Raw genomic sequence first — 24,598 nt, forward strand, 5'->3', positions numbered from 1 at the left:
CACGGATAAAGATCCAGAGGACAGAGGACAAATTCGCGTGTAGTTCCAGTTCTTATCTCGAAGAGAAAAATCCGCTTGAATAGTTGTCGATGACCATTGATATGGTAATGGGAAGCAGTTGCGTCTTCGCCAAAAACAAGACGCTACAGGCAGATGTGCAAAGCGAAATCGGAGAACACGTGGCAAAAAGCACCAAGCGCAAAGAGTATAGTAAGGATGACGTCAAGCTGCTCAAAGCGCACTCAAAGGCCCGCACCCCTGTAGCTAGGGTTTCAAAGCTTATGAAGCGATCCGAGGGCTCTCTAAGACAGAAAGCACGTACCTTGGGGATTGGCTTGGGTCACCAGCGCTGAGATACGCGTCAATGTTCGGAAATCGACCGGCGTGATGATCGAGACGGCCAGGCGGCTTACGACCGCCGGGCCACCTGATCGTTTCAGGTCCCTGCGCCCGAGGCACAGCTCGCGCGATGAACGAGCTGACCGATTTCCCGATAGACCGGCTCACTTGGCCTAAACCTCGTCGAGTGTCATGGTTTCAATCAGGGGCTAATAAACCCGACTCGTTCGTCTCAAGTGCGGCTTATATCGGTGAATATAGATTTACCGAGCCCGGAAATACGGTCCGCGAGCGTGCCGGCGGATCATCATCTCGGCCGGTAGACGTCATTCGGCGCTGAGCCATCTCCCTCTGCCTCCACCCTTCTCGAGGCGCGGCGACTGGAATCTAGTTGCCCCGAAGAGGGAGCTTGGCACCATTTTTTCCGAGTCCGTGGGCGCCGGCATCGTCGGCCTACAGCATTAGCGGCCTGCGGCTGACGCAGATCGCTCTGATGATGCTGCCGGCCGGCAAGGCGGAAGGGAATAGCCGCGGTCCGGCCTACGGCGACAATATAAAGGTACTCCGGCAGGAGATGTGCGTCCAGCAGGCGCAGAAGCGTACAAGTATTTTGTATGTTCATGCGGAGCCGCGCCGGCATCCTCTTGTATGCGGGATTTGTTGTGAGGTGAGCAAAGCGGTACTGAACATTGTTCATCGTCATCATCGAGGCCGTCGATTTCGCCGTCGCGACTGCCGCGCGCGGACAGCGCGGCGGCCGCGGCAGACTCCATGGCGGCAATGAGAATTGAATTGCGGGCCGCACTCGCTAGCAGCAGGCCGCATTTGCGGTAAGATCGTCTCATCTGGTATCCGACAAACGATTGAATCTGACGTCCTTCGAATGCGGGAGCTGCTCCTTGCTGCACTTTCGATATGTTGCCTCAGGCAATTTTAAGCGTGTCGCCGCCGATTTCGCGGTTGCAAGGGCAGAGCTCATCAGTCTGTATCGCATCCAGAACGCGTAACGTGTCCGTCGGGCTGCGGCCGACATTGAGGCTTGTCGCATAGACATGCTGGATCGTGTTCTCAGGATCGACGATGAAGGTGTAGCGATGCGCGATGCCATCACGCGATCGCACTCCAAGGCCATCGACCAGTGCGCCCTTGGTGTCGGCAAACTGCCAGATCGATAGACGGTGCAGATCCTTGTGCTCACGCCGCCAGGCGAGCTTGCAGAACTCGTTATCGGTCGAGCCACCAAGCACGATTGCATCGCGATCGGCGAAATGCTTGGACAGGCGAGCAAACTCAGCGATTTCGGTCGGGCAGACGAATGTGAAATCCTTCGGGTAAAAGAAGATGACTTTCCATTTTCCGGGGAAACTCCTCTCAGTCAGCGTCTCGAAGGCGCTCTGCCCGTTCTCCTCTTGCAGGTGAAAGCCGGGCTTCACGCCTGTGATGTCGAAGGGCGGCAACTTACTTCCAATTCCAGGCATATTGTCCTCACAACATCGCGTCACACGGAAACAGCGTTCCGCGACTGGCAAAGCAAGCGATATGCCACCCGATCTGACGGCAAGTACCCATCATGCCGGTCGTGGAACATTCGCCTTTGATGATGGCGGTGTCCTCGAACCCCATCTGCACCGTGTGGTCTCCTCAATTGTCTCGGGCTTACGGCCCGGCATTCCCCGTTCCGCGCTCTTTCGCCCGACACTCGTAGTGGAATCCACGCGCCGGGCTTTGTCGGGTTTCTCTCAGAACCCTTGCCGCTGTCGGGTCCGCCACAGCATCCGGTCTCGGACGCTGCGCTATTAGTCGAGCCTAGTCAGATGCTTAACGCGCGTGCGAACGAATGGCACGCCAGTTGCTAACTGGATGCAGCAACAACGAGTAAGGGCTGAGGGCACGCCGACGCCGATGGCGAGCGATGGCCTCCTTCCCGAAACCCGTGTGCCCACGTTTCTGAGAGAGAAACAGCCTCGCGCGTTCGGCGCGAAAAATTGGCAATCGGTTGATGGAGAGCAACATGTCTTCGCTGAGACAAATCGCGTTTTATGGCAAGGGTGGCATCGGTAAATCGACAACGTCGCAAAATACGCTGGCGGCTCTTGCTGAGCTGGGCCAAAGGATTCTCATCGTCGGCTGCGATCCCAAAGCGGACTCGACTCGCCTCATCCTGCACGCCAAAGCGCAGGACACCATTCTGAGTCTGGCGGCAAATGCCGGCAGCGTTGAGGACCTCGAAATCGAGGACGTCATCAAGCTCGGCTACAAGGACATTCGATGCGTCGAGTCCGGCGGTCCAGAGCCGGGGGTCGGGTGCGCCGGAAGAGGCGTGATCACTTCGATCAACTTTCTGGAGGAGAATGGCGCCTATGAGGACATCGACTACGTCTCTTACGACGTGCTCGGCGACGTCGTCTGCGGCGGTTTCGCTATGCCTATCCGCGAGAATAAGGCACAGGAAATCTACATCGTGATGTCCGGCGAGATGATGGCGATGTATGCCGCCAACAACATCTCCAAGGGTATTCTGAAGTATGCGAATTCCGGCGGCGTGCGCCTCGGCGGCCTGATCTGCAACGAGCGGCAGACCGACAAGGAGCTGGAGCTTGCAGATGCTCTTGCCAAGAAGCTCGGCAGCCGGCTGATCTACTTCGTGCCGCGCGACAATGTCGTGCAGCACGCGGAGCTGCGCCGCATGACTGTGCTGGAATACGCGCCAGAGTCCAAGCAGGCGGATCACTATCGCAATCTCGCGACCAAGATCCACAATAATGCTGGACAAGGCGCCATCCCGACGCCAATCAGCATGGACGAGCTCGAGGATATGCTCATGGAGCACGGCATCATCAAGCCCGTCGACGAGAGCCTGGTCGGCAAGACTGCCGCCGAGCTCGCCGCTGTTTCGGCATAGTTCATGTTGTCGGCCTTCTCGACCGGGGAAGGCCGACGTCGTCCAGCTCAGAAGCTGGGGGACCTTCATGATTGGCACACAAAGCAAATTGGCCGATACGATGTCATCTCCTGTATCAGCAGCTCACATCGCCGAGCAGCGCGATGCAAGTGAGCTCTACGGGCTTCTGACCGGGCGCCATCCAACAGAAGTCGACATCAGCGACGATGACGATTTCGATCGCCATGTGCTCGCTTGCGTTCTCGCCGCATCCGCTATGGATGGCGGCCAACTTCCCGAACGGGCTGGCTTGACTAACCAGGAGCTCGATGCGCTCTTGGTGCAATACTTCCCATCCACCCCGGTCAGGAGTTGTACCTGGCGCGAACAGCCCGCGTTACCGGCTCCTGACGAGACGATTATGGTGCGCGACCTCCTGCTTACGCAACGTTCCACCCATGGCGAGGTCGGCGGCTGGCTCGCGACGATGATCGCGCGGCGCGCCATGGAGCCTAATCACTTGTGGGAAGATCTCGGTCTGCGGAAGCGGGACGAATTGTCCCGCCTCCTAATGCGCCATTTCGGGCCGCTGGCGGCTCGCAACACCAAGAACATGCGCTGGAAGCGCTTCTTCTATCGCACGCTATGCGAAGATGACGGTCTGGTGATGTGTACCACGCCGGTCTGCACGGAATGCAATGATTTTGATCTTTGCTTCGGCGAGGAGAGCGGGGAGAGCCGGATGGCCGGACGCCGGCGGGATCATCTGCGTCGTGTCGATGACTCCGTCCAAGCCATCCCAAGTTCGCAAGACTGAGCTCATAATGGATGCCCCCTCCTCGGCGCGAGTCCCGGTGTATCGGACGAGCTTTCGGCCAGCTGTCACATGAGGAGAATGAGGATTTGAAAAGACACCGGGGTAAACAACTGCGCGCAGCCGGCCTAAGGCGGATGCGGCGGCGCCTGATGATCGCGGCTTGATAATTGGCGGAGGCGACCGTCACATTTACCGCCGAGATGTTCTATGTTGACGCGCGATCGACGCCAACATCTGGCCTCTCGATCGCGCCCGCTGAACTTGTTTACGAACGCCGACCCTGGGGTTGGACCGAACCCGATGGCTCAAAATTCTTCTTCGATAAGCATGCCTGAATGCACGCGCCTTCCCCGAAGTGCTGCAGCTTGAGGTGAGGTCCGAACCGTTGCCCGGCTAGCAAGCTTCCAAGCCCGGCTTCCTGCCTTCAGCTCGGTCGCAAGCGCACCGAACCTGGCGCTCCGCCGTTTCCACCCTGTCGGATTTGCGACACACCCGGCTAATCTGAAATTCGACGTCATTCACAGGTTCTTGGGAATTCGAGCGGGTTGGCACAGCAGTTGCTGAACAGCTTCTGGAATAAACATACGGAGCCGCTGATGGCGTTCGCTGCCGCAATCATCGGGCCCGACAAAGATCGGTCGAGGTCCATAGTCCTTAATGACACCACGTTGCGCGACGGCGAACAGACACCCGGCGTGGCCTCCACGACACCGGAAAACGTCTCGATCGCGCGTGCGCTGGCCGCGGCCGGAGTCAAGGAGATCGAGGCCGGCACGCCGGCGATGGGTCAGGAAGAGATTGCCGCGATCCGAGCGGTCGCCGAAGCGGGCCTTGCGGCCACGATCATCGGCTGGTGCCGGATGAAACCCGCGGACGTCGATGCGGCGATCGAGGCCGGTGTTTCGATGGTCAAGCTATCGATTCCATCGTCCGACGTGCAGATTGCGGCGAAACTCGGTGGCGGCCGTTTGGCCGCGCTGGAGCGGGTGAAGCGCGTCGTGGCCTATGCTCGCGACAGGGGACTGGATGTCGCGGTGGGTGGCGAAGACTCCTCGCGTGCCGATGTCAACTTCCTGATCGACCTGATCGCAACCGCCAAGGCGGCCGGCGCGCGGCGCTTTCGTGTCGCAGATACGCTGAGCGTGCTCAATCCTGACGCGTCCTTCGCGCTCATGGCCGCACTGCGCGCCAGCACCGATCTCGAGTTCGAATTCCACGGCGATGACGATCTTGGGCTGGCGACGGCTAATACGCTGGCGGCGATCAAGGCCGGTGCGACGCACGCCTCTGTGACGGTCATTGGACTTGGCGAGCGAGCCGGCAATGCGTCGCTGGAGGAAGTTGCCGTCGCACTCAGGCAGCTCTACGGCCGTGATACCGGCGTGCTGCTATCCGAACTGGAAAAGTCGCGGCCGCCGCTGCAGCCGCAGCGTGCCCCACCATTCCGCTCAACAAGGCGATGGTCGGCGAGCATGTCTTGACCCATGAATCCGGCATCCACGTCGATGGGCTCTTAAAAGACCGGCCCACCTACCAAGCGCTGGACCCGGGGTTGCTCGGCCGCTCCCACCGCATTGTGACCGGCAAGCATTCAGGGCTTGCCGCTATCACTTCGCTCTTGTCCGAGTTGCAGCTTTCGGTCAGCGCCGAGCAAACCGAAACCATTCTCGCGCGCGTTCGCAAGCATGCCATCGAGCACAAAGGCCCGGTTTCCCAGGAAACGGTGGTGGCGATCTGGCGCGACATTCACGAGAGATCGGTCAACCGAGGGCGATCGGGCGGTCAGCCATGCGCGTCGCGCGATCAGGTTGGAACATTCGAGCCAGGACGGTTTCTGGGCGGATCTAGATGGAGGTTGAGAATGACGACGGATGGGATCCTTTCGCAATTGAACAAGGCCTCCGCGGCAGAGGAGTTTTTTGCACTGCTCGGCGTCGAGTACGATGCGAAAATCATCGACGTGGCGCGGCTTCATATCCTGCGTCGCATGGGTCAATATCTCGCGGGCGAGGAGTTTACCTGTGCATCCGATCCTGACTCGCCTCGCGTTGCAAGGCCACGCTTGAGCGCGCCTATGCCGACTTCGTCACGTCCTCCCCGATCGAACAGCGCGTGTTCAAGGTCCTGAAGGATGCGGCCGCACCACAACCGAACAAGCATCCAGCATTGGTGCAGCTCGGTTCCTTGGAGTGAATTGAGTTTATATCTCGTGCTCTGGAGCGTGAAGGTTCGGAGAACCTGCCAACGACCCAGGGCGTCGAATTCAAACGGAAGTTGCAGTTACGGCCTCGCGGTCCGCAGCTTGGACACTCGGCTCCTTAAGGGCCAATCACGGCTCAGCCCTGATATTTCCGTCGTTTCAAGCTGGTGCCCATGGTGCGCCTATCTCCTGCAATGGTACGCCGGCAGCGGGGTGCGCATATTTGGCGAGGAAAGCGCACCAAGATTCGGATGACTGTCTTCTGTCGCATTCCGGACGCGGATCCAGCACGGTTATCGAATGTTCCGATCCTCGTGAGAGGCTGCCAATCCGATTTCCTTCAGTAAGATTCGGTATTGGCGGTCAATTTTCATCGTCTGCGCAATTGGTACGACAATTGCTGACACATGGTCAGCTAGTCTGGAGAAGCGAATGCACATCTTGGTCCGCATCGAGTTTGTTTTTGACGCCGCGCAGTTCGCGCGCGCTGCCTGTCGGCACCATGATGCGTCGCGACGCCAAAGCGATGGTTGCATATTCCGGCCTGGCTGAGCTGAAAGCTGCGCTTGATCCGCGCCAAAGATTCGTCGACGAAATCACTCCCGTTGGCCGATCTATGGCCGAGGTTTCCCGGGGGGAGCCCTTGCTCTCCAGCGCCGGCCGCGCGGCGCCGTTGACGGGCGGCTTCACCGCCGGCCCTCGTGCCCTCGCCAAGAGAGTTGCGCGCGTGTCGCTGCAATCGGCAAGATTGCGAGGGCATTCAGAGTAATGGATCGCGTTTTCACCGGCAAGCTCGCGGCCGACAATGGCACCGGCCGAGCCTCTGGCAGGTCCTCGATCTGTTCCAACTCGGTTGCATCTCGAAGATGAGGGGGGACCAATCGATCGGCTCGCGTGACCGGCGCGGTTGGGTGCCTCACTAGTTCCATTGCCAAATGGTGCCCCCAGAATGCCAAACCCGGAAAGAACCCGAAGCTCGTGCTTCCGGCTCGTCGACAAAGGTCCAGCAATGGGTGTCTCGGCCCCGCGCTGCTGCCAGGCGGTGTTGAAAAAATGGCGGCGGGCACGCGGCCGAACTTTTAACTGAAGCAATCTTCACGCGCGAATTCAAAGCTGTAGGCGGAGCACGCTTCGCTGGCGAGCCGCTACTGAACACGGATGGGAGTACAGATGATGAGCACCGCACCCAAAAGCGCAGCTCCGGCCGCGGGTGGTGGTCGCGCGGCGACCAAGAGGGAGCTGCCCGAACGATTCAAGGCGTATAAGCACGTCTGGGTCTTCATCGAGCAGGAACGCGGGATAGTGCACCCCGTCTCCTGGGAGCTGATGGGTGCCGGCCGCCGGCTCGCCGACAAGCTCAACGTTGACCTCGCCGCGGTTGTCATCGGCCCGGTCGGGGAGACAACGCAGCAGGCGGTCGCCGAATCCTTCTGCTACGGCGCCGACCTCGCCTATATCGTCGCGGATGATCTGTTGGCCGATTATCGCAATGAATCCTACACCAAGGCCCTGTCAGAGCTGGTCAATACGTACAAGCCGGAAATCCTACTCCTAGGGGCAACTACACTGGGCCGCGATCTCGCCGGCTCAGTGGCCACCACACTGCTCACCGGCCTAACTGCCGACTGCACCGAGCTCGATGTCGATGCCGACGGCTCGCTTGCAGCGACCCGGCCGACGTTTGGCGGCTCACTATTGTGCACGATCTACACACTGAACTATCGTCCACAGATGGCAACCGTCCGTCCGCGCGTGATGCCGATGCCCGAGCGCGTGACCGGCGCCGTCTGGCGCGTCATCTCGCATCCGCTCGGGCTTGTAGAAGAAGATATCGTCACAAAAGTGCTGTCGTTCCTGCTGGACCGCGATTCTACAAAGTCCAACCTTGCCTATGCCGACGTGGTCGTCGCCGGAGGGCTCGGTCTGGGATCGCCTGAGAACTTCCAACTGGTACAGCAGCTCGCGGACGTGCTTGGCGCCGAATATGGCTGCTCGCGGCCGCTGGTCCAGAAGGGCTGGGTCACCTCGGACCGACAAATCGGCCAGACCGGGAAAACCATTCGGCCAAAGCTCTATATCGCGGCCGGTATTTCCGGCGCGATCCAGCATCGCGTTGGCGTGGAGGGGGGCGACCTCATCGTTGCCATCAACACCGACAAGAACGCTCCGATCTTCGACTTCGCCCACATCGGCATCGTCACCGACGCCATTCGACTGTTGCCCGCATTGACCTCCGCATTCCGCGCGCAGCTGTCGCCGCACTCGAACGACCGCATCGCTGGCTAGGGGAGCTTGTTGTGATCGAGGAAAGATTCGACGCGATCGTCGTCGGTGCTGGCATGGGCGGGAATGCGGCAGCGCTTACCATGGCCGAGCGGGGCCTAAAAGTGCTGCAGCTGGAGCGCGGCGAGTATTCGGGGTCGAAGAACGTGCAAGGCGCCATCCTCGTGCCGATATGCTGGAGAAGCTGATCCCGGATTTCCGAGAAGATGCACCGCTTGAGCGGCATCTCGTCGAGCAACGCTTCTGGATCGTGGACGAGCGTTCGCGCACGGGGATTCACTATCGCTCCGATGATTTCAACGAGGAGAAGCTGAACCGCTACACCATCATCCGCGCCCAGTTCGATAAATGGTCCTCGCAGAAGGTCCGCGAGGCCGGCGCCACGGTGCTGTGCGAGACCACGGTGACCGAGCTCCTCCAGGATTCCCATGGGAGGGTCGTCGGGGTGCGCACAGACCGAGATGGGGGTGAAATCCATGCAGATGTCGTCGTGCTGGCCGAGGGGGTGAACGGAGTGCTCGGGACGGGTGCGGGCTTAAGAGGGCGGCCGAAACCGGACAAGGTCGCACTCGCGGTCAAGGAGATGCATTTCCTGTCGCGCGAGACAATCGATGCTCGCTTCAATCTCAAAGGCGACGAGGGGCTCGTCATCGAAGCCGCCGGAACCATCTCCCGCGGCATGACCGGTATGGGCTTCATCTATTCCAACAAGGAATGCATCTCGCTCGGTATCGGCTGTCTTGTTGCCGACTTCCAGCGTACCGGCGAGACGCCTTACGGCCTGCTCGAGAGCTTCAAGCGTCACCCGTCCGTCCCGCCGTTGATCGAGGGTTCGGAAGTAAAGGAATATTTCCGCGCATTTGATCCCCGAAGGTGGATACAAGGCGATCCTGCAGCTTTGTGGTGAGGGTTGGGTCGTTGTCGGAGACGCCGCCCAGCTCAACAACGCCATTCATCGCGAGGGGTCCAATCTGGCGATGACGTCGGGCCGTATCGCCGCCGAAGCGATCTGCCTTATCAAATCGCGAAATGATCCGATGACGGCCAACAATCTTTCGCTTTACAAAAAACTGCTGAATGATTCCTTCGTGATCAAGGACCTGAAGAAGTACAAGGATATGCCGGCACTGATGCATACCCACTCGCAGAACTTCTTTCTCACATATCCGCAGCTCTTCTCCAAGGCAATGCAGGATTATGCGCGTCGACGGCACACCAAAGCTCGAGAAAGACAAGCTGATGCTGAGCTCGTTCATCAAGGCGCGGTCGTGGAGTGGACTGTTCAGCGATGCCCTGCGCATTGCCCGGGCCTGGCGGTGATCACAAACCAAAGACAACGACGAACGACGGAGCCAGAAACAATGCCGAGCGAGCCATCCCGACGTGTCGAGGACAAACTATTCTACAACCGCTATCTCGTTGATTCCGGCCGCGCCCATATCAAGGTGCGGCCGCACACCACACCATCCTCGCGGCTCTTATCGATGCTGAAGGCCTGCCCTGCACGGTGCTACGAGCTCAGCGATAAAGGTCATGTTGAGGTGACAGTCGACGGGTGTATCGAGTGCGGCACCTGCCGGGTGATCTGCGAAGAAAGTGGTGATATCGAGTGGAGCTACCCACGTGGCGGTTACGGTGTGCTATTCAAATTTGGTTAAAGCTTCGGGGTAGGGGCTGATTGGCAGGCTGCGGCGTTCTCGCGATACAACGAGATCACGCGCGAAATTGACATTTCACCTGATTCAATCGAGTCCCAACCTTTCCATCTACCGGGCCGGGCCCTTGCCAGGTTCCGCTATAATATGCCCGAAGATAGCCAAAGCGAGCGGATCCGAAACAGGGCGCAACGCATTGGCGGGATTAGGTCGTCCATCTCGGATCTGTCGACCGATGCTGGTTCTCTTCCCCAATATCTGGCCGGTTTCGTCCTTTGGAGTTCGCGGCGATCCGCCTGCCGCCACTGCCTCGCGACGCTGCCTATCACCTACAAACGGAACCCTGTAAGCAGGACTTCGCTTCGCCACCGCCGACCCGACGAACGTGCCATCGAGCGCCTTATAGACAGACAAGCACGAGCGGATCACGAGATTAGCGATTTGTGACTCCTTCGCGCGACCGCCGGTTGCGCGTTCGTCAGGCGGGCTGCGCGCATGCAGCACACAAGTTTGCACTTTCATTCGCCTGTATCGCCGGGATATATGGTCGGCCAGAGAGCATGACAATGGTTCGATTACAAAAGAGCAGGGCAGCCGCTAACGCGCGGCGAGCAGAGGCACGCCGTGAGAGTTCGGTCGGCGACATCCAGGCCCGCATAGCCGAACTGAGAAGCTTGCCGCGCGAGAACCTCGCGGATGCGGTGTTCATGCTCTCGATGAATGCAAGACGGCAGGGCGAGTTGATACGACATGCGATCGAGAAGCGCGCCGAGGTCGACTTGGACTTTGATCCGCCGCCGAATGCTGATTTGGCGACCTATCTCGCGAATGATGTGGTCTCGACCTTACGCCACCACGTTGCTGACCTTCCGACCTTGCTGGACCTGTTGGTTGAGCGAGCGCCTGACGTCTGCTTCACCGTCGATCGGGAGGAGGCCGTTTCGCTGCTGGCCGCAATCATTCGCGAACAGCGGCTCGAAGGAGTCCTTGAAGGCCTCAGGCTCGCCGGGCTCCTGAACGAGCCGGCGAAGGATCGCCATGCCGGGATCGGTTCGGAAGCGGATTTGAGCGGAGCTGCCGAGGGCGCGTGAGTGTCCGGGGCACTTTGAGGGACACTCCTGCAGATGGAATGTCCACAGCGAATGGGGACGTCAGAAAATCTCGGCGCCTGCTTGCGAGGTCAAAACCGCGTCGAAATTTGCGGCTTAGTTCCTTTGTCATCCGTTTAGCGTTTATCGCTGACGCGGAGCCGCTATGCACGCCCGGTCGCAGTCCCCGGCCGCGTCAAGCTCGGCGACCTTCGCGTTAGCGAGGACGAGATCCGCAGTTCTGAGCTTTCATGTTCAGTTGCAGCGCGCGTTCGCGCGCTGGCGGATCATGGAACCGTTCGCTAACAGCCAAGCAAGGGAAATCACGGCAGGACACATCGACCGAGCCGCGGCGATGTGGCAAAGCGGCGAAAGGCGGTCGCTCAACTCAGTGAGGCGCCCTGGTGAAATCGACCGTCCTTGTTTCGGTAGTCGCTGGCTGCGCCCTGGCGGACGGCGGGGAAGGCCTGGCAAGTATTCCGCGACCTAGTCGAGAATTGCAGACAAGCTGAGTGGCGGCCCGCTGCAATTGGGCAAAGGCGCCTTCTTGGGTGGCGCTGGATCGTCGACATGAACGCTCCGCCGCGCGTCTGCCATACACCCCCTATCCTTGCTCGATCGCCGGGGAAACGAACTCGCCTCGGCTATTCGCTGTGTTCGCGAGCCGCACCAGGATTTCGCCGAACCTCGCGTCCACGAGCACGGCGAAGACATAGCCGAAATCCGCAGCTGAGTGCGGCCGAACGGCGCGTCCCACGTCAATGCCGGCCAGGTCGGTCAGTAGGCCCGCTCAAACCCCACGAAGGCGCCTCACGCGCTGGGGCCAGCCGCACTCAGTGAGCTGCTGTAATAATCTGAAAGCATCCGATCGCAACTTCCATCACGATCAGCACGACTATAACCCACTCAAGACGCAGCGAGCGCCGTGTGTCGATGATGTCCGTCAGTGCGTTAGCCGTTCCGGAGATGGCCGACAGCTTGCGCTCAAGCATCTCAAGACGCTCCTTCAGTTCGTATTCGTCTTTCAGACGCGAATAGAGCCGCTCGAGTTCCGGCTTCTCCCAGAGTGCGTCGGGCTTTTCGGCAATGGCGACGCGGCCCGCGACGCGCTGCTGGACCAGGAGCGCATTGCCGATCAGTTGGAGAATGCCCTTGCGGCCCCGCGGCGTCCGGCCGCGCTCGGCTAGTTCGCATGCAAAGGGTTCGATCACGTCGAACACCGCGGCGACACGGCGCTCATCTCGCTCCAGCGCCGTGCTCTTGGCTAGCGTATCAGCGATCAGCAGCAGCCGATCGTCGCTAAATTCTCTGAGACAAATCCGCCCGCCCGGCAGGATGACCTCGGCGCTCTGGTCGTTGCAGAGCTGCGCCTGCGCGCTCTCCTCCTCATAGGAGCTGAGTTCACCGATGACCCGCGATATCAGGGTTTCGATCAGAGCGGTTTCTTCCGAGGGCGACAACCCGATGAGCACTACAACGCCATAGCGGAAGATCACGACAAGGCCCGCATGAATGCGGAAAGCGACCGGCGTCGATGACACCAGCGTTCCGATTTCGAGAGCCGACGGGTCGATGCGATCGCCCAGCATGACTGCGCGAATGCTCAGCATCGAGGCGGCCGCCGTCTGTTCGGAGACGGCAGGCTTGCCGGGCGTAAGTTGATCCATGTTCACTTTAGCATCCGGTTTGACTGCGACACGATAGCGTTCCCCCGGGACCGTCAAACACGTCCAGAACTTCGTCGCAGATGGTGCAGCGGAATTTGCCGGGCGCGTCGCTGAGAGATGATGGTGCGATCCAGAAAATGCCGGCTCCAAGTTTGGATGGGTGCGTCGCCATTTCCATGTTCGTGCATGCTTGGCCGCAAGGTCAATCGAACGACCCAGCAAGCTCTTGGAGGAATTCGACACCCGGGCCGCCAAACATTTGGCTGCGCCGTAGGCGCCGTCCTCGAACAAGGTCGAGCAAGATTGATGCCGAACCGGTGTCTTCGCGCCAGCGGCGTCAGGATTTCCGCTTCAACGGACGAGCGAAAATGATCGTTTGAAACGGCACAGGCTGACCAAAGACTGGCAGCGATGTGTGTTCAATTTCCTCCAGAGCATGTCGGCTACAGAACACGGCGAATCTTGCGCGCCGCGGAACTTTTCAAAGCGCAATTAGAGCCTTAACCGCGGCAGCGGCGCTGGCATAGCTGTTGCTATGAAATGTCGCAAAGACCGAGCGAAGGGTGAGTGCACACCCGGTCCGATCTGGCGAAAACAGGACGTGACCAGTGGACCGAGGGTGGCGAAGGTGAAGTGCCGTTTCCAACCGTCAGCCACACGACCGTCCCGGCAAATTCTTGAGCCAAGGCCCGAGTACAACGGCAGAAAGGACTTGAGCGTGCATATCGAACCGGGAATAGTAACAGGCGCCAAGCTCGTGTTGAGCTACGCGACAGGCATTGCGACGGGCTGCGTCGTCGCCGAGCTTGTGGTCGAGACCATACGCGAGCCGGGCGCTCTGTCATTTACTATGCAAGCCATCGCCGCGATGCGCCTTGTGTTCACGTTCTTCGAAATCCTGCCGCACTTTGCGGTTGGGGTCTCCGAAGTGCACTTCGTCCTGGGCTCGACGCTGTTCCTGTTGTTCGGCGCGGCGCCGGCTGCCTTTGGTCTTGCGCTCGGCCTCTTGCTGCAAGGCGTCCTCTTCGTTCCGACCGACCTGCCGCAATATGGTATGAATGTCACGACGCTTCTAGTGCCGCTGTTTGCGATCCAGGCGCTCGCCAAGCGGCTCATCCATCAAAGGCCGCCTATCGCGATCTGCAGTACAGTAAGGCGCTTGCGCTCTCGACTGCGTATCAATCTTCTATCGTTGTCTGGGTCGCGTTTTGGGCGCTCTATGGCGCGGGCTTCGGCGCCGCCAACCTCGCTAACGTCGCATCGTTCGCAGTTTCCTATGCAGTCGTGGCCTTGGTCGAGCCGGTGGCTGATCTGGCCGTGCTGGCGCTCGCGAAACAAATTGGGCGGCGTGAGTGCGAGGGGATCTGTCGCCCACCGCTCCTAGAAGGCATGTTGCTGTTGATAGCAACGATGGCCGTCATGTCGCCCGTTTTGCTCAAGCGATGCGTACGCTTTCCCCGATAGCAGCCGGCTGCAGCGATCCCGGACGACGCGCGCTCGCTGCTATCCGTGGCAGCGAGGGGGCCGAGCTTATGCTCATTCCGCACAAGGCGACCAGGAAATCATATCTCGCCGGCTTGCGGCCGGCCGTCTGCGCCGGCCCGGTCGCTAGTGAGCGGACGCGCACTCCCGAGTTCGACCTGCTGGTGCGTGATGCGGCCAAGGCGAACTGCCTCAACGACGTGGAGGAATGGTGGGATGCGGTCAGCGCACCAGCCTGGTCGCAGAGCATCGGGGGCGAGGTTGGACACGAGGGGCGTCTTGCGCTGCTGCTACACGGGGAGTCATCCGTCGAACGAGCTTACCCATGCAACATTAGCACCCTCCTAAGCACAGCCGCGATGGAGCGCCGTTCGGCGGTTTCCCAAGCTCTGCTGCACTCGGCCGGAATGTTCGCAGTTCGACAAAGAAGATTGCCATGTATGGATTGATCGTGGTGTTGACCATGCTTGCACTGTGCAGCATCGTGTTTGCCGGCGAATTGACGGGGCCGGCAAAGGTCATCAGCAGCGACACCCTAGAAATTCACGGGACACGCGTTCGGCTCTGGGGCATCGACGCGCCGGACAAGACTCAAATGTGCCGAGATATCAACGTTAATCCATATCGATGTGGCCTCAGGGCCGCGAGCGATCTTGAAAGCTTCATTGCAGAGCGCGAAGTCAGTTGTCTGTCAGTCCTGAAGGATGAGTGTGGACGGACGATAGCGACCTGTTCAGCTGATGGCATCGATCTCGGAGAATGGTTGGTGCGTAACGGTCTCGTGCTCGATTGGGCGCAATACTCCAGGAGACGATACCACGCTGCGCAACGCTCGGCCGATCGTGCCGGACTGGGCTTGTGGGCGGGCAGCTTTGCCGTACCTTGGCTATATCGAGCGTGCATTCGGTTAGGTGGTCGACCAGCCAGCTGTTCTGACGACGCGAATGCACACCCTTGACTCGTATTCCCCACACCAGAATATATACTACAGTCGGTTCCGCACAAGGTGACAGTCACGAGCGAGCTGGCGTCGACCGGGAGTGAGCAAGCTTACCACTGCCGCCCAACCATGCTCAAAGGAGTAAGATGGTCTCAACCTCTCGTAAGCGCGAAAGTCGCAAGACAGAAAATTGCAAGCTCCGCAGGAACGCCATCGTTCTCGGCGTAATTCTTCGCAACCATGGACTCGCGGTCATGCCAAGGCGGCGCCTTTTGAGTTCGAGAGAGAGCCGCATTTACCTCAGAAGAATGGCGGGCTCTCCGGAGCCTAAACAAGACAAAGGCGTGGCACGGAACAACAATCAGATTCCGCCGGGTACAGGTTGAGCGGAAGAAAGAAGGCCAGTGGCGTTCAAGGCACCACTGGGCAAGGTAGGCAACACGAATGTGGCTTGGGATGCAGCCTACCTCCACTCCATTCGGCTCTAACTTTCAGGTTTTGATATGCCCAGAGCTCGCAGCTTGATTCCCAGAGGTCGCCAGATGCTGTCCCGCCAAACTCATACGCTCGCACTCAAATCTGATGGACCAAGCAGATGTGAGCGCTTGCTCAACGCCGGATCCGAGGGGCCCATCGAAACGACGGTAGTCGAATTGCGCGCTTTGCCGCGGGAACGCCGCATAGGTCCCTTCCCGGACTTCGCTGCTGTTGGCGATATGGCCGCGATTGCCTTTTCAAGCCACGGCTGCTCCGACATAGGCCAGCATTTGACCGGGCGGGTAAGAAGCCTAACACCACACGTGCGGTTTCGGTGACAAAGACGTGTGGACCTGCCTTGCAGGCGCCTATCACAACAATGCCACAGAAGACAACGCAGCTGTTCGTTCGGTTGGAAACAGCATGGCTCGCTGATGACTGGCTGGAGATCCGCTGAATGAGCAACACCGCATGCGACGAGCGCAACTGCTGCGGCAGCCCGAACAAGAACGTCAGATCGCATATCACCTCCCGAACACGAAGTGCGCGCCTTCAAGAACGAAGCGTGAGCCACTGAACTCGCAGCGTCGCTCCCGTGCCCTCGTGGTGTGCAGACTCTGTGCTGACGGGCACGATGCAAGCTCCCGGCGTTTTTCGATCGCGATGTCGTCTACGGGACAATAGCGGTCGTTGTTCAAACAAGCCGCGGGTCTGAGGTCGAACACGAATCGAATGCCGTGCGCCGGCACCGCCAGTTCGATGATTTCAGTGAACGCTCCTGCGAAAGAGATTAGGTGATCGATTTCTTTGCAACCACACAATGAAGTTGCACCGGTAATTCGAGGCGCGGAGCTGAGCTCAGTCAGAGATCGCAAGCTCACCTGACTGCGATCTAAGAGTTGAACTGGTCGGCAGTCCCTGATGGTGCCGACGCGGGACGGTCGGAAGCAGTTCGGAGCAAACGAACACGATCTGCCAATCTGCATCTTCTCCCCTGCTGCTCCGGAGATCAGGCATCGTATAACTCCGGCAAGCGATCTTTCTTGGCCGTCGTCCGGAGATCAGCCGCATAGCTGGCTTTCATTGCTGTTCTATTCGCACGGCGATCTCGGCAGCGAATTGGTCGTGCCGTTCTGGGTGGTGCTATTGTGCCAGACGCGATGGCGGTGGGACCCTGATGGGCGACTGACGTATCGTCCGCACTAGGGCTTTCGCGTCACGACACTGAGGGCGGCCAGACGGTCTCGGCCCAGAGGCATTGCATCGGCATCTTGTTCTTGGCGACTTTCCTCGCCATTGTCGGCGCCGCGCCCCTCGGCGGTGCGCTGGAACGTGGCCAGCTCGATCGACTATGCCTGGAGAATCACGTGCCGGCCTCGGCGATCGTTGCGGCGCTGACCTGGTGGGGGTCAATGCTTTCGATGTTTTCGTTAGGACACGAGCTTCAGCCCGACAATGCCGGCGACGATCAGTCCGATGCTGGCAAGGCGAAACGCGGCGGCCGGTTCTCCGAAGAAGATGATGCCGAGCGCTGCGGTGCCGACCGCACCGATGCCGGTCCAGACCGCATAAGCAGTTCCAATGGGCAGCGTCTTTAGAGCAAGGCCGAGCAGGATCACGCTGCCGGCCATGGCCGCGAGCGTGAGCACGGACGGAGCGAGCTTGGTAAAGCCCTCGGTGTATTTGAGGCCGATTGCCCAGGCGACCTCCAGCAGGCCGGCGACTAACAAAATGCTCCAGGCCATGGCGACCCTCCGTTCATGGCAGGGTCGTCGCCGCGACTGATGTGGTGATGAGCTGGAAGGCCGTCCTTGCCAGGGCTCGCGATTCGCTTCGAGCATGGGTCAACTTCTCAAGATCAGCATTCCGACGTTATTGGTTCGGCGAATTCACACGATCGACAAAGCAGAAAGCCCTCCGTTCCGTTCATGCGATCGGCAATGTTGCAAAAAGCTGCCCCTTCAAAGAGATCCTTGTACCTGTCGCGGAGGAGGTTGCCCAAAACGTGTCGTCGCTCAAAATCCATGCAGCAGAAAGTAACGTCGCCATTTGGGAGAAGAACATTACGATATTGCCGTTCGTCAGGGCATGTCAGTGCTCCAACGATTGGCTGCCGCGCTCCAACCATCTTCTCGCCGTTGCCAGCCCTGCTGCGCGGCGGACGCGAGCGAACCAGCGCTTCGTCAGGAATTATGCCGACAAGTTCGGGATGCACCTCGCCCATGACTATGAAGAGCAACGATGAAATGTCGGCATCGACAAGTTGGCGCATCAAATCGACATAGTTGCGCCTGACGAGACCACTATCCATGTGCGTGCCGTCATCAAAAACATGCACCAGGAAAACGCGGAACTGCAGCGCACGCAAGCGTCTTAGATCCCGCCCGTTCATTCCTACCAGGGTTGTGAAAATTCGGATTCCATGGCCACACGCATAGGCATGCTCAACCATTTCGGTGCAAGCCGGATTGAGCCAAGGCTCCGAATACCCGGAAAAGCTGATCTCGACAGCTGCTGGTACGCGCGCCAGACATCGCTTGAAATCTTGGAGAGAAAGATGCTTCACGTCGGATATCGCTCTTTGCCGTTCGGCAAACTTGTCCTGCGGGCAATAAGAACATCCGACGACACAGTCCGTTGTCGTAGTTATCTCCAAGATCCTGCCGCCACTGATTGCGGAACGCAGCTCCTGTAGAGTCATCGATTCTATATTGTCCACTTCCGCGCTCCGCGTTTGAACAAAGACACCTTGAGGGGACCGTCGATTTGCATCTCATGCCGGTTCGCTCATGCATCATTCTCGATTCGTCGCCCATCAGCGCGACACGGCACGGTCGCAAGCGCGGTCGCGACAGATGAAGAAAGCGCCACGGCTCTCTCCCCTTAGCGCCCTAGTCCAGCAGGATTGGACGGCTGCCGAATGCACATGCGTCGATGGGATTGGTCTAACGTCTCGTTTATTCCAACAAGCATCACTCATGCCATTGGCGGTACTGTCCATAACTCGACACGTCCGCGATAAATGTCGTCCCAAATGCCCAACCGAAGCGCAACTCTACGCGATCGATAGCGTACAATATGACGCTACGTACGATTCAAGCTCTCTCGAAAATGAGTTGAATGGCAGCTTTCTTATGAAATGTGACGGTGTAGCCGCCGCCCCGAGCGCCACGTCATCATGATCAACGTGGTCGGCATCGACCCGCGAAGTTCCGATTGTGAGTGCCCTTGGCCCCAGTCGAGAATGCAAAGTCCCTTCACCTTCATGCAGCAAATTGCGAGTTTCATCAGTTGAAAACGCTACCCAACATAGGAGTGAGCTGGCGCGATTTGCGCGACCCGGGCTACGCAGTCCACATCGTCTTCTTACTGTCGCTAAAGGAAAAAGATGGTTGCTATCGTCCGTGAATTGCCGGTTTCAGGTTACGCACTCGAAATCGATGGGCGACTCACGACTGAATTTGCGACGAGAGGCGGGGTCAAAACCGGCGCGCGCGAGCTGAAGAAGCGATTTCCCATGCTGCGAGTCGGAATCTATGACGCGCAAAGAGGACGTCGCGTGAGGCTGGGCGATCGATCGCAGCGACGCCACGTGCTGACTTCTTGCTGCTAAAATGGCCTTGAGATCTATATCCAGGCCAGCACGGCAAAGCAGGCCGGTGGCGGCATCGGCACAAAGTTGCCCACCAGAAAGCACCACAACGGACTGGGCCTATCTGCCGATGAGGTGCCGATACGGCCGGGAAGTCCTCTCTTCAGCAAGCTAACACAGATTGTGAGCTCCGGATGTCGCGAGCCACCCGTCGAGTTTTGCGATCGAGAGTTTTCACGAGCCGGGAACCACTCTTCCATTCATCATCGACACCTGCCTGGTATGTGTTTGGCCTCAGGCCGCGGTAATATCACGATTGCGATGACAATCTCATCATCGAGCCTGACCATAGGCTATTCACAAATTCCAGGAAAAGCAGAGTCCCTCGGGCTTCTCTTTCCAGCCTGTTGCACGGCGCATCTTCGCGGCATTGTTCAGCAATAGCGGCCCAGAACCTAAATCGCATGGGAGGAGGGGCTTTCTGTATTAATGGTGCTCGGATGATCCACTAGACAACACGCTATCGCCACGACGGCGATCACTGTGGCGGCGCTTTTTTGGCTTGCGCTATTGGGTATGGGTTCTCATTCCTGGTGGAGCGAGTAGGAATCGAATCTGCAACCAGACCGTTATGAGCGGCAGACTACCGATCAGCTTCGCTGATTTTGCTGCGGTTTCGTCCGCGTTCGATCGCGTTTGTTGCGTTTCAGTGAGGTCATTTCTGGTGCGGATGGCAATTCGCGGTTCGGACGGTGGGCGCTCGCCGCCAGGCATTGCAATTCAATTCCCGCGGGCGCCGGCGGTTCGATTCCGATCGCACTAGTCGCGAACCAGCTGCTGGAATTCTCTTGCGCTTTCATTGCCGCGATCTGCCCCTGGCCGATACCGCCTAGTGCCATAACCATTTGAATTTGTAGAAATTTTTGTCTTCGATTGTTGCCGATACCAACAGAAATACCAACAAGCTGATGCGCCGTATAGCTGGCAAAATAAAACAGCAGGCTCCTTGCAGCAGGGGACGCCCCATGCCGCTCCGGTCTCCACAATCGTCCCAACTGGAATCGAACCCGGCTCGGATCGAAATTGCTGCGGGATCGACCTAACCCAATATCGGGAGGTCAAGGGCGGGTCTTGTCATACGTACCCATCCATTAGCCCCGACGATGTCGAGCGAGACACTTACCTCATAATAGACGACTTCGGCGGTCAACTCGGTGGCGCTTGGCACGAGACTGACGTCGAAAAGCGCTGATCGCGCGACGCTGATCCGCGATATGCTGAACCTCGTGCCAAAAGTCCGGCAACACACTAAACAAGCCGCTGCAGCTCTTGGGCAGCGATACTGGCCCCGGCGGCGACCACTGCGCGCACGGCTTCCGCTCGACCGCGTCGACCCTGCTCAACGAGGAAGGCGTGTTCGACAGCGCTGTAATGGAAGTCCAACTCGCTCACGACACGGAGAAATAAGCGCCAGCGGCGCGACGAGGTGGTGAGGCGCTAGGGCGACAAGGACAAGCCTCGCGGCATCTATAACCTTGCGGCCTATTGGGCCGAGTGCGTGCATTTAATGTAGCATTGGTCGGATCGCCTCGACAGCCTTGCGGCAGTGCGCCCGCCGTCTCACTGCGGAGATAGGCGGACTAGCTCGCTCTCGTTTCGACTCTTGGCAGCGAAGCGTGATATTCATCCACACTGTCGAGGTCGATCAGCGTCTTGCCGCCCATCTTGTACGCCCTGATCCTCTCGTGGGCGATCAGTTCATAAGCCTTGGTCTTTCCAAATTTGCCATAGCGGCAACCCTCCTTGAACTCGACGAGCCGGCGCCGCTTGTTGCTATCATTGTCAAACATGGTTCCTGCACGAGTTTCGATGATCTCCGCCATAATCGGATCAAGCAACGCTGAGCGAGATGGGTATTTCCCTGGTGCCTGAGCTGGCTTGCCAGGAAGGTGCAGCTTTTACTGCTGACTTGTTTCCACGCCATCTGCGCATAGCCCAATTGCTCAGCTTGCGTTTAGCTACATCGCCTACGGCACCAAACAAAGGCTCCCTGATGTCGCCGCTAACTCCTGCGCGCCGTAGCGTACAAATCGGACGGATCGAAAGCGCTAATGAGACCTAGCACCACAAACTGTGGAACAGGAGGTCGGCGGTTCGAGCCCACCCAACTGTGCGAACGAAATCAATAACTTATCGTTCGATCTCCTCAAGCCAACGACCACTAGCTACCGAAGAGACGGCGACGGCAATTCGCAATAAGGTTCGAGTCCTGTTTGCGCACCTCTTCAACCTGATGAAAACTCGCTAGCCCGGGCTCGATCGGAGGCGGCGCGACGTGAACTCTGAAATTGAGAGAAGTTTCCGAGGAGGAGTGATCTCAATCCACTACGGATATATCCAAGGGCTGCTCGATGGGATCGAGTTTAAACAGACCGCCTACTCTCTCGATCGCGATTCCTACTCCAGGCCGCCGGCGAAAGCGCCACGGTAGAAGAAGAGATGCGCCTCGCTGCGTAAGGTTTGCGATCTTTGCTGCCAACTGCTCGACGTTCAATGTCGGCGGCCTGCTGGCCAGAAAAGGAAGGCAACAGGCGGTTGCGATCGAGACGCTTGCCTAACTCTCTCAAACTGGCATCACGGTGAACTACGCGAAACCAGCCATCGGCCGTGTTTCCGAAAGGCTCGATCATGGCAGCGCCCAAGGTGCGAATGGGGCGTCCATCGACATAGAGTTCGGCACGGAGCATGCCCTGATCCGATGCCATTTGGGCTAATAATGCGATCTGGCCGTTCCGAGCGGTGATCCCTTCTCCGGAAGGATCGATTTCCTCGATTGTGAGTATCCTGTGATCAGCAGGACCGTGTACTACGAGGTGTGTTCCCGATTGCATCCCTGAATGTCGTTTAGACGGCCGTCCCATGTCGCCTAACGTCAGGTGTGCCGTGACGGACCGAAGGTGAGGTTGCTCTTCCAACGCTTCGCGCGCGCGATCAAACGTGTCGTTGGCCGCGTAGAGGTACCGCGCACTATGAACCGTTTGCTGATGATTGAGGAATAGGACCGCCTCTTCATCAATATCGATCGGATTGCCAGACCTGAGGCCGTCTCGGTATCGGAACACTCGCTCCTTCTGATCTGCCTCGAGACCCGCCTGTTGAGCGAACTCATAGCGCTTCACAATTGTCGGGCAGTGCAAAGCAATCATATTCTCTGGTGAGATCGGCAGGACGACTAGGTGTTTAGTCCCAGGCTTTGATGGTGCATTCTTATCGCACGATTCGAAGGATGCGCTATGGGACAAGTTTTACACGGCTGCGCCACCACGACGGAGGCAGTCCGTCGAGCAATACAAAATAGTCAAGAGAGCCTGAGGGCGCTCGCCAAGCGCTACGGGATCAACCAGAAGACTGTCGCGAAGTGGAAGGAGCGCGAGACTGTCGCCGATATCCCGACAGGCCCCAGGGATGCCAAGTCGACAGTGCTTTCCATCGAGGAGGAGGCGATCATCGTCGCTTTCCGGCGGCATACGCTATTGCCGCTCGACGATTGCCTCTATGCGCTCCAGCCGACCATCCCGCATCTGACGCGATCATCCCTGCATCGCTGTCTCCAGCGCCACGGCATCAGCCGATTGCCGGAGGTCGAAGGCAGCAAGCCTCCGAAGAAAAAGTTCAAGGCTTACCCGATCGGCTACTTCCACATCGACATTGCTGAGCTCCAGACCGCTGAAGGCAAGCTCTACCTCTACGTCGCCATCGATCGCACCAGCAAGTTCGCCTTCGTGCAACTGGTCAGGAAGACGGGAAGGACCTCCGCCTCGGCCTTCCTCGAAGCTCTGATCGCGGCTGTTCCCTACAAGACCCACACGGTTCTCACCGACAATGGGATCCAGTTCACTTTCCCGCCGCGCTACGCGGATGGCCCGACGGCACGATACGTGACACATATGTTCGATATGCGCTGCCAAGAGAATGGCATCGAACATCGGCTGACCAAGATCAAGCATCCCTGGACCAATGGCCAGGTCGAGCGCATGAACCGCACGATCAAGGAAGCGGCGAAGGGACTGGACGCAGCGCTGCGCGCCACCCATGCCAGGCGCATTCACCTTGCTCCGCTCGATCTTGCCGCCGAACTGCCGCCGCTCGCATTCGGTCCGGCCAGGGTGTGCCGGATGAGCGCGGACAAGCTGCGCGGCGTAGCCGATTCGCTCCGGCTGAGGCGGCTTTATCCGCGTCAGGACTTCGATGCCGAGCGCTTTTCCGAATTCCACTGGCTGATCGTCGAGGAGACCGTGGTGCTCGAGCAGGAGCCGGAGGAGCGCGCGGTCCCGGTCCTGTTCATGGACCTGAGCCAGGACCTGGGGCGGATCGAACCGCATAAGGGGCGGTTCCCGACTGCCTTCGAGGAAGCGCTGTTCTTCCTCCTGCTGGCCCCCTGGGAGAGCTGGTCGACCATGCAGGAAGTCGATTGGCGCGGCTTCCGTGTGCCATGGGTCTACACGATCGACAGTGACATCTTCGTTCGTCCCCGTTCGCCGCTGTCCCCCGACACGCTGAGTTGGGAGGACCGGGTCTACGATGATGGCTATGGCGGGAAATACGAGGAAGAGCGTCCGGTCGAGCTGCACTTGGAGGAGGAGGCGAAGACCGAACTGACAGTGTGGGACCAGAGCCGGTGGGCGACCGTCGAGCAGGCGAAGGGATCGGTTTTGTTCGAGACGCCGATCGCCCACTTCCTCGTCCGCGCGTTCCTGGCCGAGGGCGTGGACGAATTCCTTGCGCACATCACGACGATCGAAGCAGCGCTCGGCTTGCGCGCGGACTATCAGAAGAACTTTCGCATCGCGCCTGACCGCCACAAAGGGATGCGCGCCACAAATAGAATGCGGGGACGGGTGGCCGGCCTGCTGGGCGATCGACGCTCCGCCGACCAATATGAGCAACTCTTCAACATGCGGAGCGCATTCCTGCACGGGCGCGCCATGACGGCCATTTCAACGAAAGAGCGGGTGATGGCGCGGTCATTGGCCCGAGAGGTCGTCGAGGCGCTGATCCTTGCGACGCTCGCGGGACCGATCGGCTCGCGGGAGGACTTCCTCGACGGTCTGCTCGATAAGGGCGCGCCCCTGATCTAGCAGCAACGGACGCGTCCGAGGGGATACCTCGGGCTTGAA

General features: G+C 59.0%; 15 protein-coding genes and 5 pseudogenes. 12 read left to right on the plus strand and 8 right to left on the minus strand.

The genetic code is table 11. The features are described from left to right. Window positions 1-89: 89 nt before the first annotated feature. Window positions 90-353 carry a hypothetical protein gene (locus tag IVB05_RS08115; RefSeq protein ID WP_247341862.1) on the plus strand — a complete coding sequence of 88 codons (264 nt, stop codon included), beginning with the start codon at window positions 90-92 and terminating at the stop codon, window positions 351-353. Window positions 354-1,262: 909 nt separating this feature from the next. Here the strand turns inward: IVB05_RS08115 and IVB05_RS08120 are convergent. After that, window positions 1,263-1,817 carry a peroxiredoxin gene (locus tag IVB05_RS08120; RefSeq protein ID WP_247324253.1) on the minus strand — a complete coding sequence of 185 codons (555 nt, stop codon included), beginning with the start codon at window positions 1,815-1,817 and terminating at the stop codon, window positions 1,263-1,265. A 533-nt stretch (window positions 1,818-2,350) separates the two neighbouring features. Between IVB05_RS08120 and nifH the strand changes: the two genes are divergently transcribed. The 4 genes and pseudogenes from nifH to nifW all read left to right on the plus strand — a co-directional run bounded on the left by nifH (window position 2,351) and on the right by nifW (window position 6,230). Continuing rightward, on the plus strand, window positions 2,351-3,241 hold the full coding sequence (gene nifH / locus IVB05_RS08125; protein ID WP_026233535.1) for a nitrogenase iron protein: 891 nt from the start codon (window positions 2,351-2,353) through the stop codon (window positions 3,239-3,241). Window positions 3,242-3,341: 100 nt separating this feature from the next. Then, window positions 3,342-4,037 (plus strand): nitrogen fixation protein NifQ, encoded by a 696-nt coding sequence (locus IVB05_RS08130; RefSeq protein WP_247786621.1) that lies wholly within the window; start codon window positions 3,342-3,344, stop codon window positions 4,035-4,037. Between the two features lie 596 nt (window positions 4,038-4,633). Continuing rightward, window positions 4,634-5,784 (plus strand): annotated as a pseudogene (nifV, locus tag IVB05_RS08135) (homocitrate synthase); the annotation flags it as partial. A 114-nt stretch (window positions 5,785-5,898) separates the two neighbouring features. Beyond that, window positions 5,899-6,230: pseudogene (gene nifW, locus IVB05_RS08140) on the plus strand (nitrogenase stabilizing/protective protein NifW). A 418-nt stretch (window positions 6,231-6,648) separates the two neighbouring features. Here nifW and IVB05_RS08145 read toward each other — a convergent pair. Next, window positions 6,649-6,927, minus strand: a complete 279-nt coding sequence (locus IVB05_RS08145; RefSeq protein ID WP_247783808.1) for a hypothetical protein — start codon at window positions 6,925-6,927, stop codon at window positions 6,649-6,651. Between the two features lie 483 nt (window positions 6,928-7,410). Here IVB05_RS08145 and IVB05_RS08150 point away from each other — a divergent pair, with 483 nt between their 5' ends. The 4 genes and pseudogenes from IVB05_RS08150 to IVB05_RS08165 all read left to right on the plus strand — a co-directional run bounded on the left by IVB05_RS08150 (window position 7,411) and on the right by IVB05_RS08165 (window position 11,266). Continuing rightward, the gene (locus IVB05_RS08150) at window positions 7,411-8,523 is read left to right on the plus strand and encodes an electron transfer flavoprotein subunit alpha/FixB family protein (RefSeq protein WP_247783809.1); all 1,113 of its coding nucleotides are present in this window, start codon (window positions 7,411-7,413) and stop codon (window positions 8,521-8,523) included. An 11-nt stretch (window positions 8,524-8,534) separates the two neighbouring features. Beyond that, window positions 8,535-9,840: pseudogene (locus IVB05_RS08155) on the plus strand (FAD-binding protein). A gap of 41 nt (window positions 9,841-9,881) precedes the next feature. After that, window positions 9,882-10,178, plus strand: a complete 297-nt coding sequence (locus IVB05_RS08160; RefSeq protein WP_247279062.1) for a ferredoxin family protein — start codon at window positions 9,882-9,884, stop codon at window positions 10,176-10,178. 464 nt (window positions 10,179-10,642) lie between these two features. Further along, on the plus strand, window positions 10,643-11,266 hold the full coding sequence (locus tag IVB05_RS08165; RefSeq protein WP_247783810.1) for a hypothetical protein: 624 nt from the start codon (window positions 10,643-10,645) through the stop codon (window positions 11,264-11,266). An 830-nt stretch (window positions 11,267-12,096) separates the two neighbouring features. On the opposite strand, the gene IVB05_RS08170 is transcribed toward IVB05_RS08165, so the two are convergent. Continuing rightward, entirely contained in the window at window positions 12,097-12,873 is a 777-nt protein-coding gene (locus IVB05_RS08170) for an RMD1 family protein (protein WP_247786622.1), read from the minus strand. A 775-nt stretch (window positions 12,874-13,648) separates the two neighbouring features. Between IVB05_RS08170 and IVB05_RS08175 the strand changes: the two are divergent. Both IVB05_RS08175 and IVB05_RS08180 read left to right on the plus strand, forming a co-directional pair. Next, a pseudogene (locus IVB05_RS08175) lies at window positions 13,649-14,394 on the plus strand (energy-coupling factor ABC transporter permease). A 454-nt stretch (window positions 14,395-14,848) separates the two neighbouring features. After that, entirely contained in the window at window positions 14,849-15,370 is a 522-nt protein-coding gene (locus tag IVB05_RS08180) for a thermonuclease family protein (protein ID WP_247783811.1), read from the plus strand. A 1,889-nt stretch (window positions 15,371-17,259) separates the two neighbouring features. On the opposite strand, the gene sugE is transcribed toward IVB05_RS08180, so the two are convergent. The 5 genes from sugE to IVB05_RS08205 all read right to left on the minus strand — a co-directional run bounded on the left by sugE (window position 17,260) and on the right by IVB05_RS08205 (window position 22,627). Then, the gene (sugE, locus tag IVB05_RS08185; protein ID WP_247511900.1) at window positions 17,260-17,574 is read right to left on the minus strand and encodes a quaternary ammonium compound efflux SMR transporter SugE; all 315 of its coding nucleotides are present in this window, start codon (window positions 17,572-17,574) and stop codon (window positions 17,260-17,262) included. Between the two features lie 113 nt (window positions 17,575-17,687). Further along, entirely contained in the window at window positions 17,688-18,548 is an 861-nt protein-coding gene (locus IVB05_RS08190) for an SPASM domain-containing protein (RefSeq protein ID WP_247783812.1), read from the minus strand. A gap of 1,523 nt (window positions 18,549-20,071) precedes the next feature. After that, complete coding sequence (locus tag IVB05_RS08195) at window positions 20,072-20,476, minus strand: hypothetical protein (protein ID WP_247783813.1); 405 nt, start codon at window positions 20,474-20,476, stop codon at window positions 20,072-20,074. A 585-nt stretch (window positions 20,477-21,061) separates the two neighbouring features. Further along, on the minus strand, window positions 21,062-21,304 hold the full coding sequence (locus tag IVB05_RS08200; protein ID WP_247783814.1) for an excisionase family DNA-binding protein: 243 nt from the start codon (window positions 21,302-21,304) through the stop codon (window positions 21,062-21,064). A gap of 540 nt (window positions 21,305-21,844) precedes the next feature. Further along, window positions 21,845-22,627 carry a hypothetical protein gene (locus IVB05_RS08205; protein ID WP_247783815.1) on the minus strand — a complete coding sequence of 261 codons (783 nt, stop codon included), beginning with the start codon at window positions 22,625-22,627 and terminating at the stop codon, window positions 21,845-21,847. Window positions 22,628-22,714: 87 nt separating this feature from the next. Here IVB05_RS08205 and IVB05_RS08210 point away from each other — a divergent pair. Then, window positions 22,715-23,479, plus strand: a pseudogene (locus tag IVB05_RS08210) (IS481 family transposase); the annotation flags it as partial. Between the last annotated feature and the right edge of the window lie 1,119 nt (window positions 23,480-24,598).

This window comes from Bradyrhizobium sp. 170, assembly GCF_023101085.1.
Taxonomy (GTDB): domain Bacteria; phylum Pseudomonadota; class Alphaproteobacteria; order Rhizobiales; family Xanthobacteraceae; genus Bradyrhizobium.

Bases quoted from the DNA above. Each gene is read 5' to 3' on its own strand.
- IVB05_RS08170 (WP_247786622.1), bottom strand. From the start codon at position 12,873: ATGCTGAGCATTCGCGCAGTCATGCTGGGCGATCGCATCGACCCGTCG.
- IVB05_RS08120 (WP_247324253.1), bottom strand. From the start codon at position 1,817: ATGCCTGGAATTGGAAGTAAGTTGCCGCCCTTCGACATCACAGGCGTG.
- IVB05_RS08180 (WP_247783811.1), top strand. From the start codon at position 14,849: ATGTATGGATTGATCGTGGTGTTGACCATGCTTGCACTGTGCAGCATC.
- IVB05_RS08115 (WP_247341862.1), top strand. From the start codon at position 90: ATGACCATTGATATGGTAATGGGAAGCAGTTGCGTCTTCGCCAAAAAC.
- IVB05_RS08160 (WP_247279062.1), top strand. From the start codon at position 9,882: ATGCCGAGCGAGCCATCCCGACGTGTCGAGGACAAACTATTCTACAAC.
- sugE (WP_247511900.1), bottom strand. From the start codon at position 17,574: ATGGCCTGGAGCATTTTGTTAGTCGCCGGCCTGCTGGAGGTCGCCTGG.
- IVB05_RS08200 (WP_247783814.1), bottom strand. From the start codon at position 21,304: ATGGCGGAGATCATCGAAACTCGTGCAGGAACCATGTTTGACAATGAT.
- IVB05_RS08205 (WP_247783815.1), bottom strand. From the start codon at position 22,627: ATGATTGCTTTGCACTGCCCGACAATTGTGAAGCGCTATGAGTTCGCT.
- nifH (WP_026233535.1), top strand. From the start codon at position 2,351: ATGTCTTCGCTGAGACAAATCGCGTTTTATGGCAAGGGTGGCATCGGT.
- IVB05_RS08150 (WP_247783809.1), top strand. From the start codon at position 7,411: ATGAGCACCGCACCCAAAAGCGCAGCTCCGGCCGCGGGTGGTGGTCGC.
- IVB05_RS08130 (WP_247786621.1), top strand. From the start codon at position 3,342: ATGTCATCTCCTGTATCAGCAGCTCACATCGCCGAGCAGCGCGATGCA.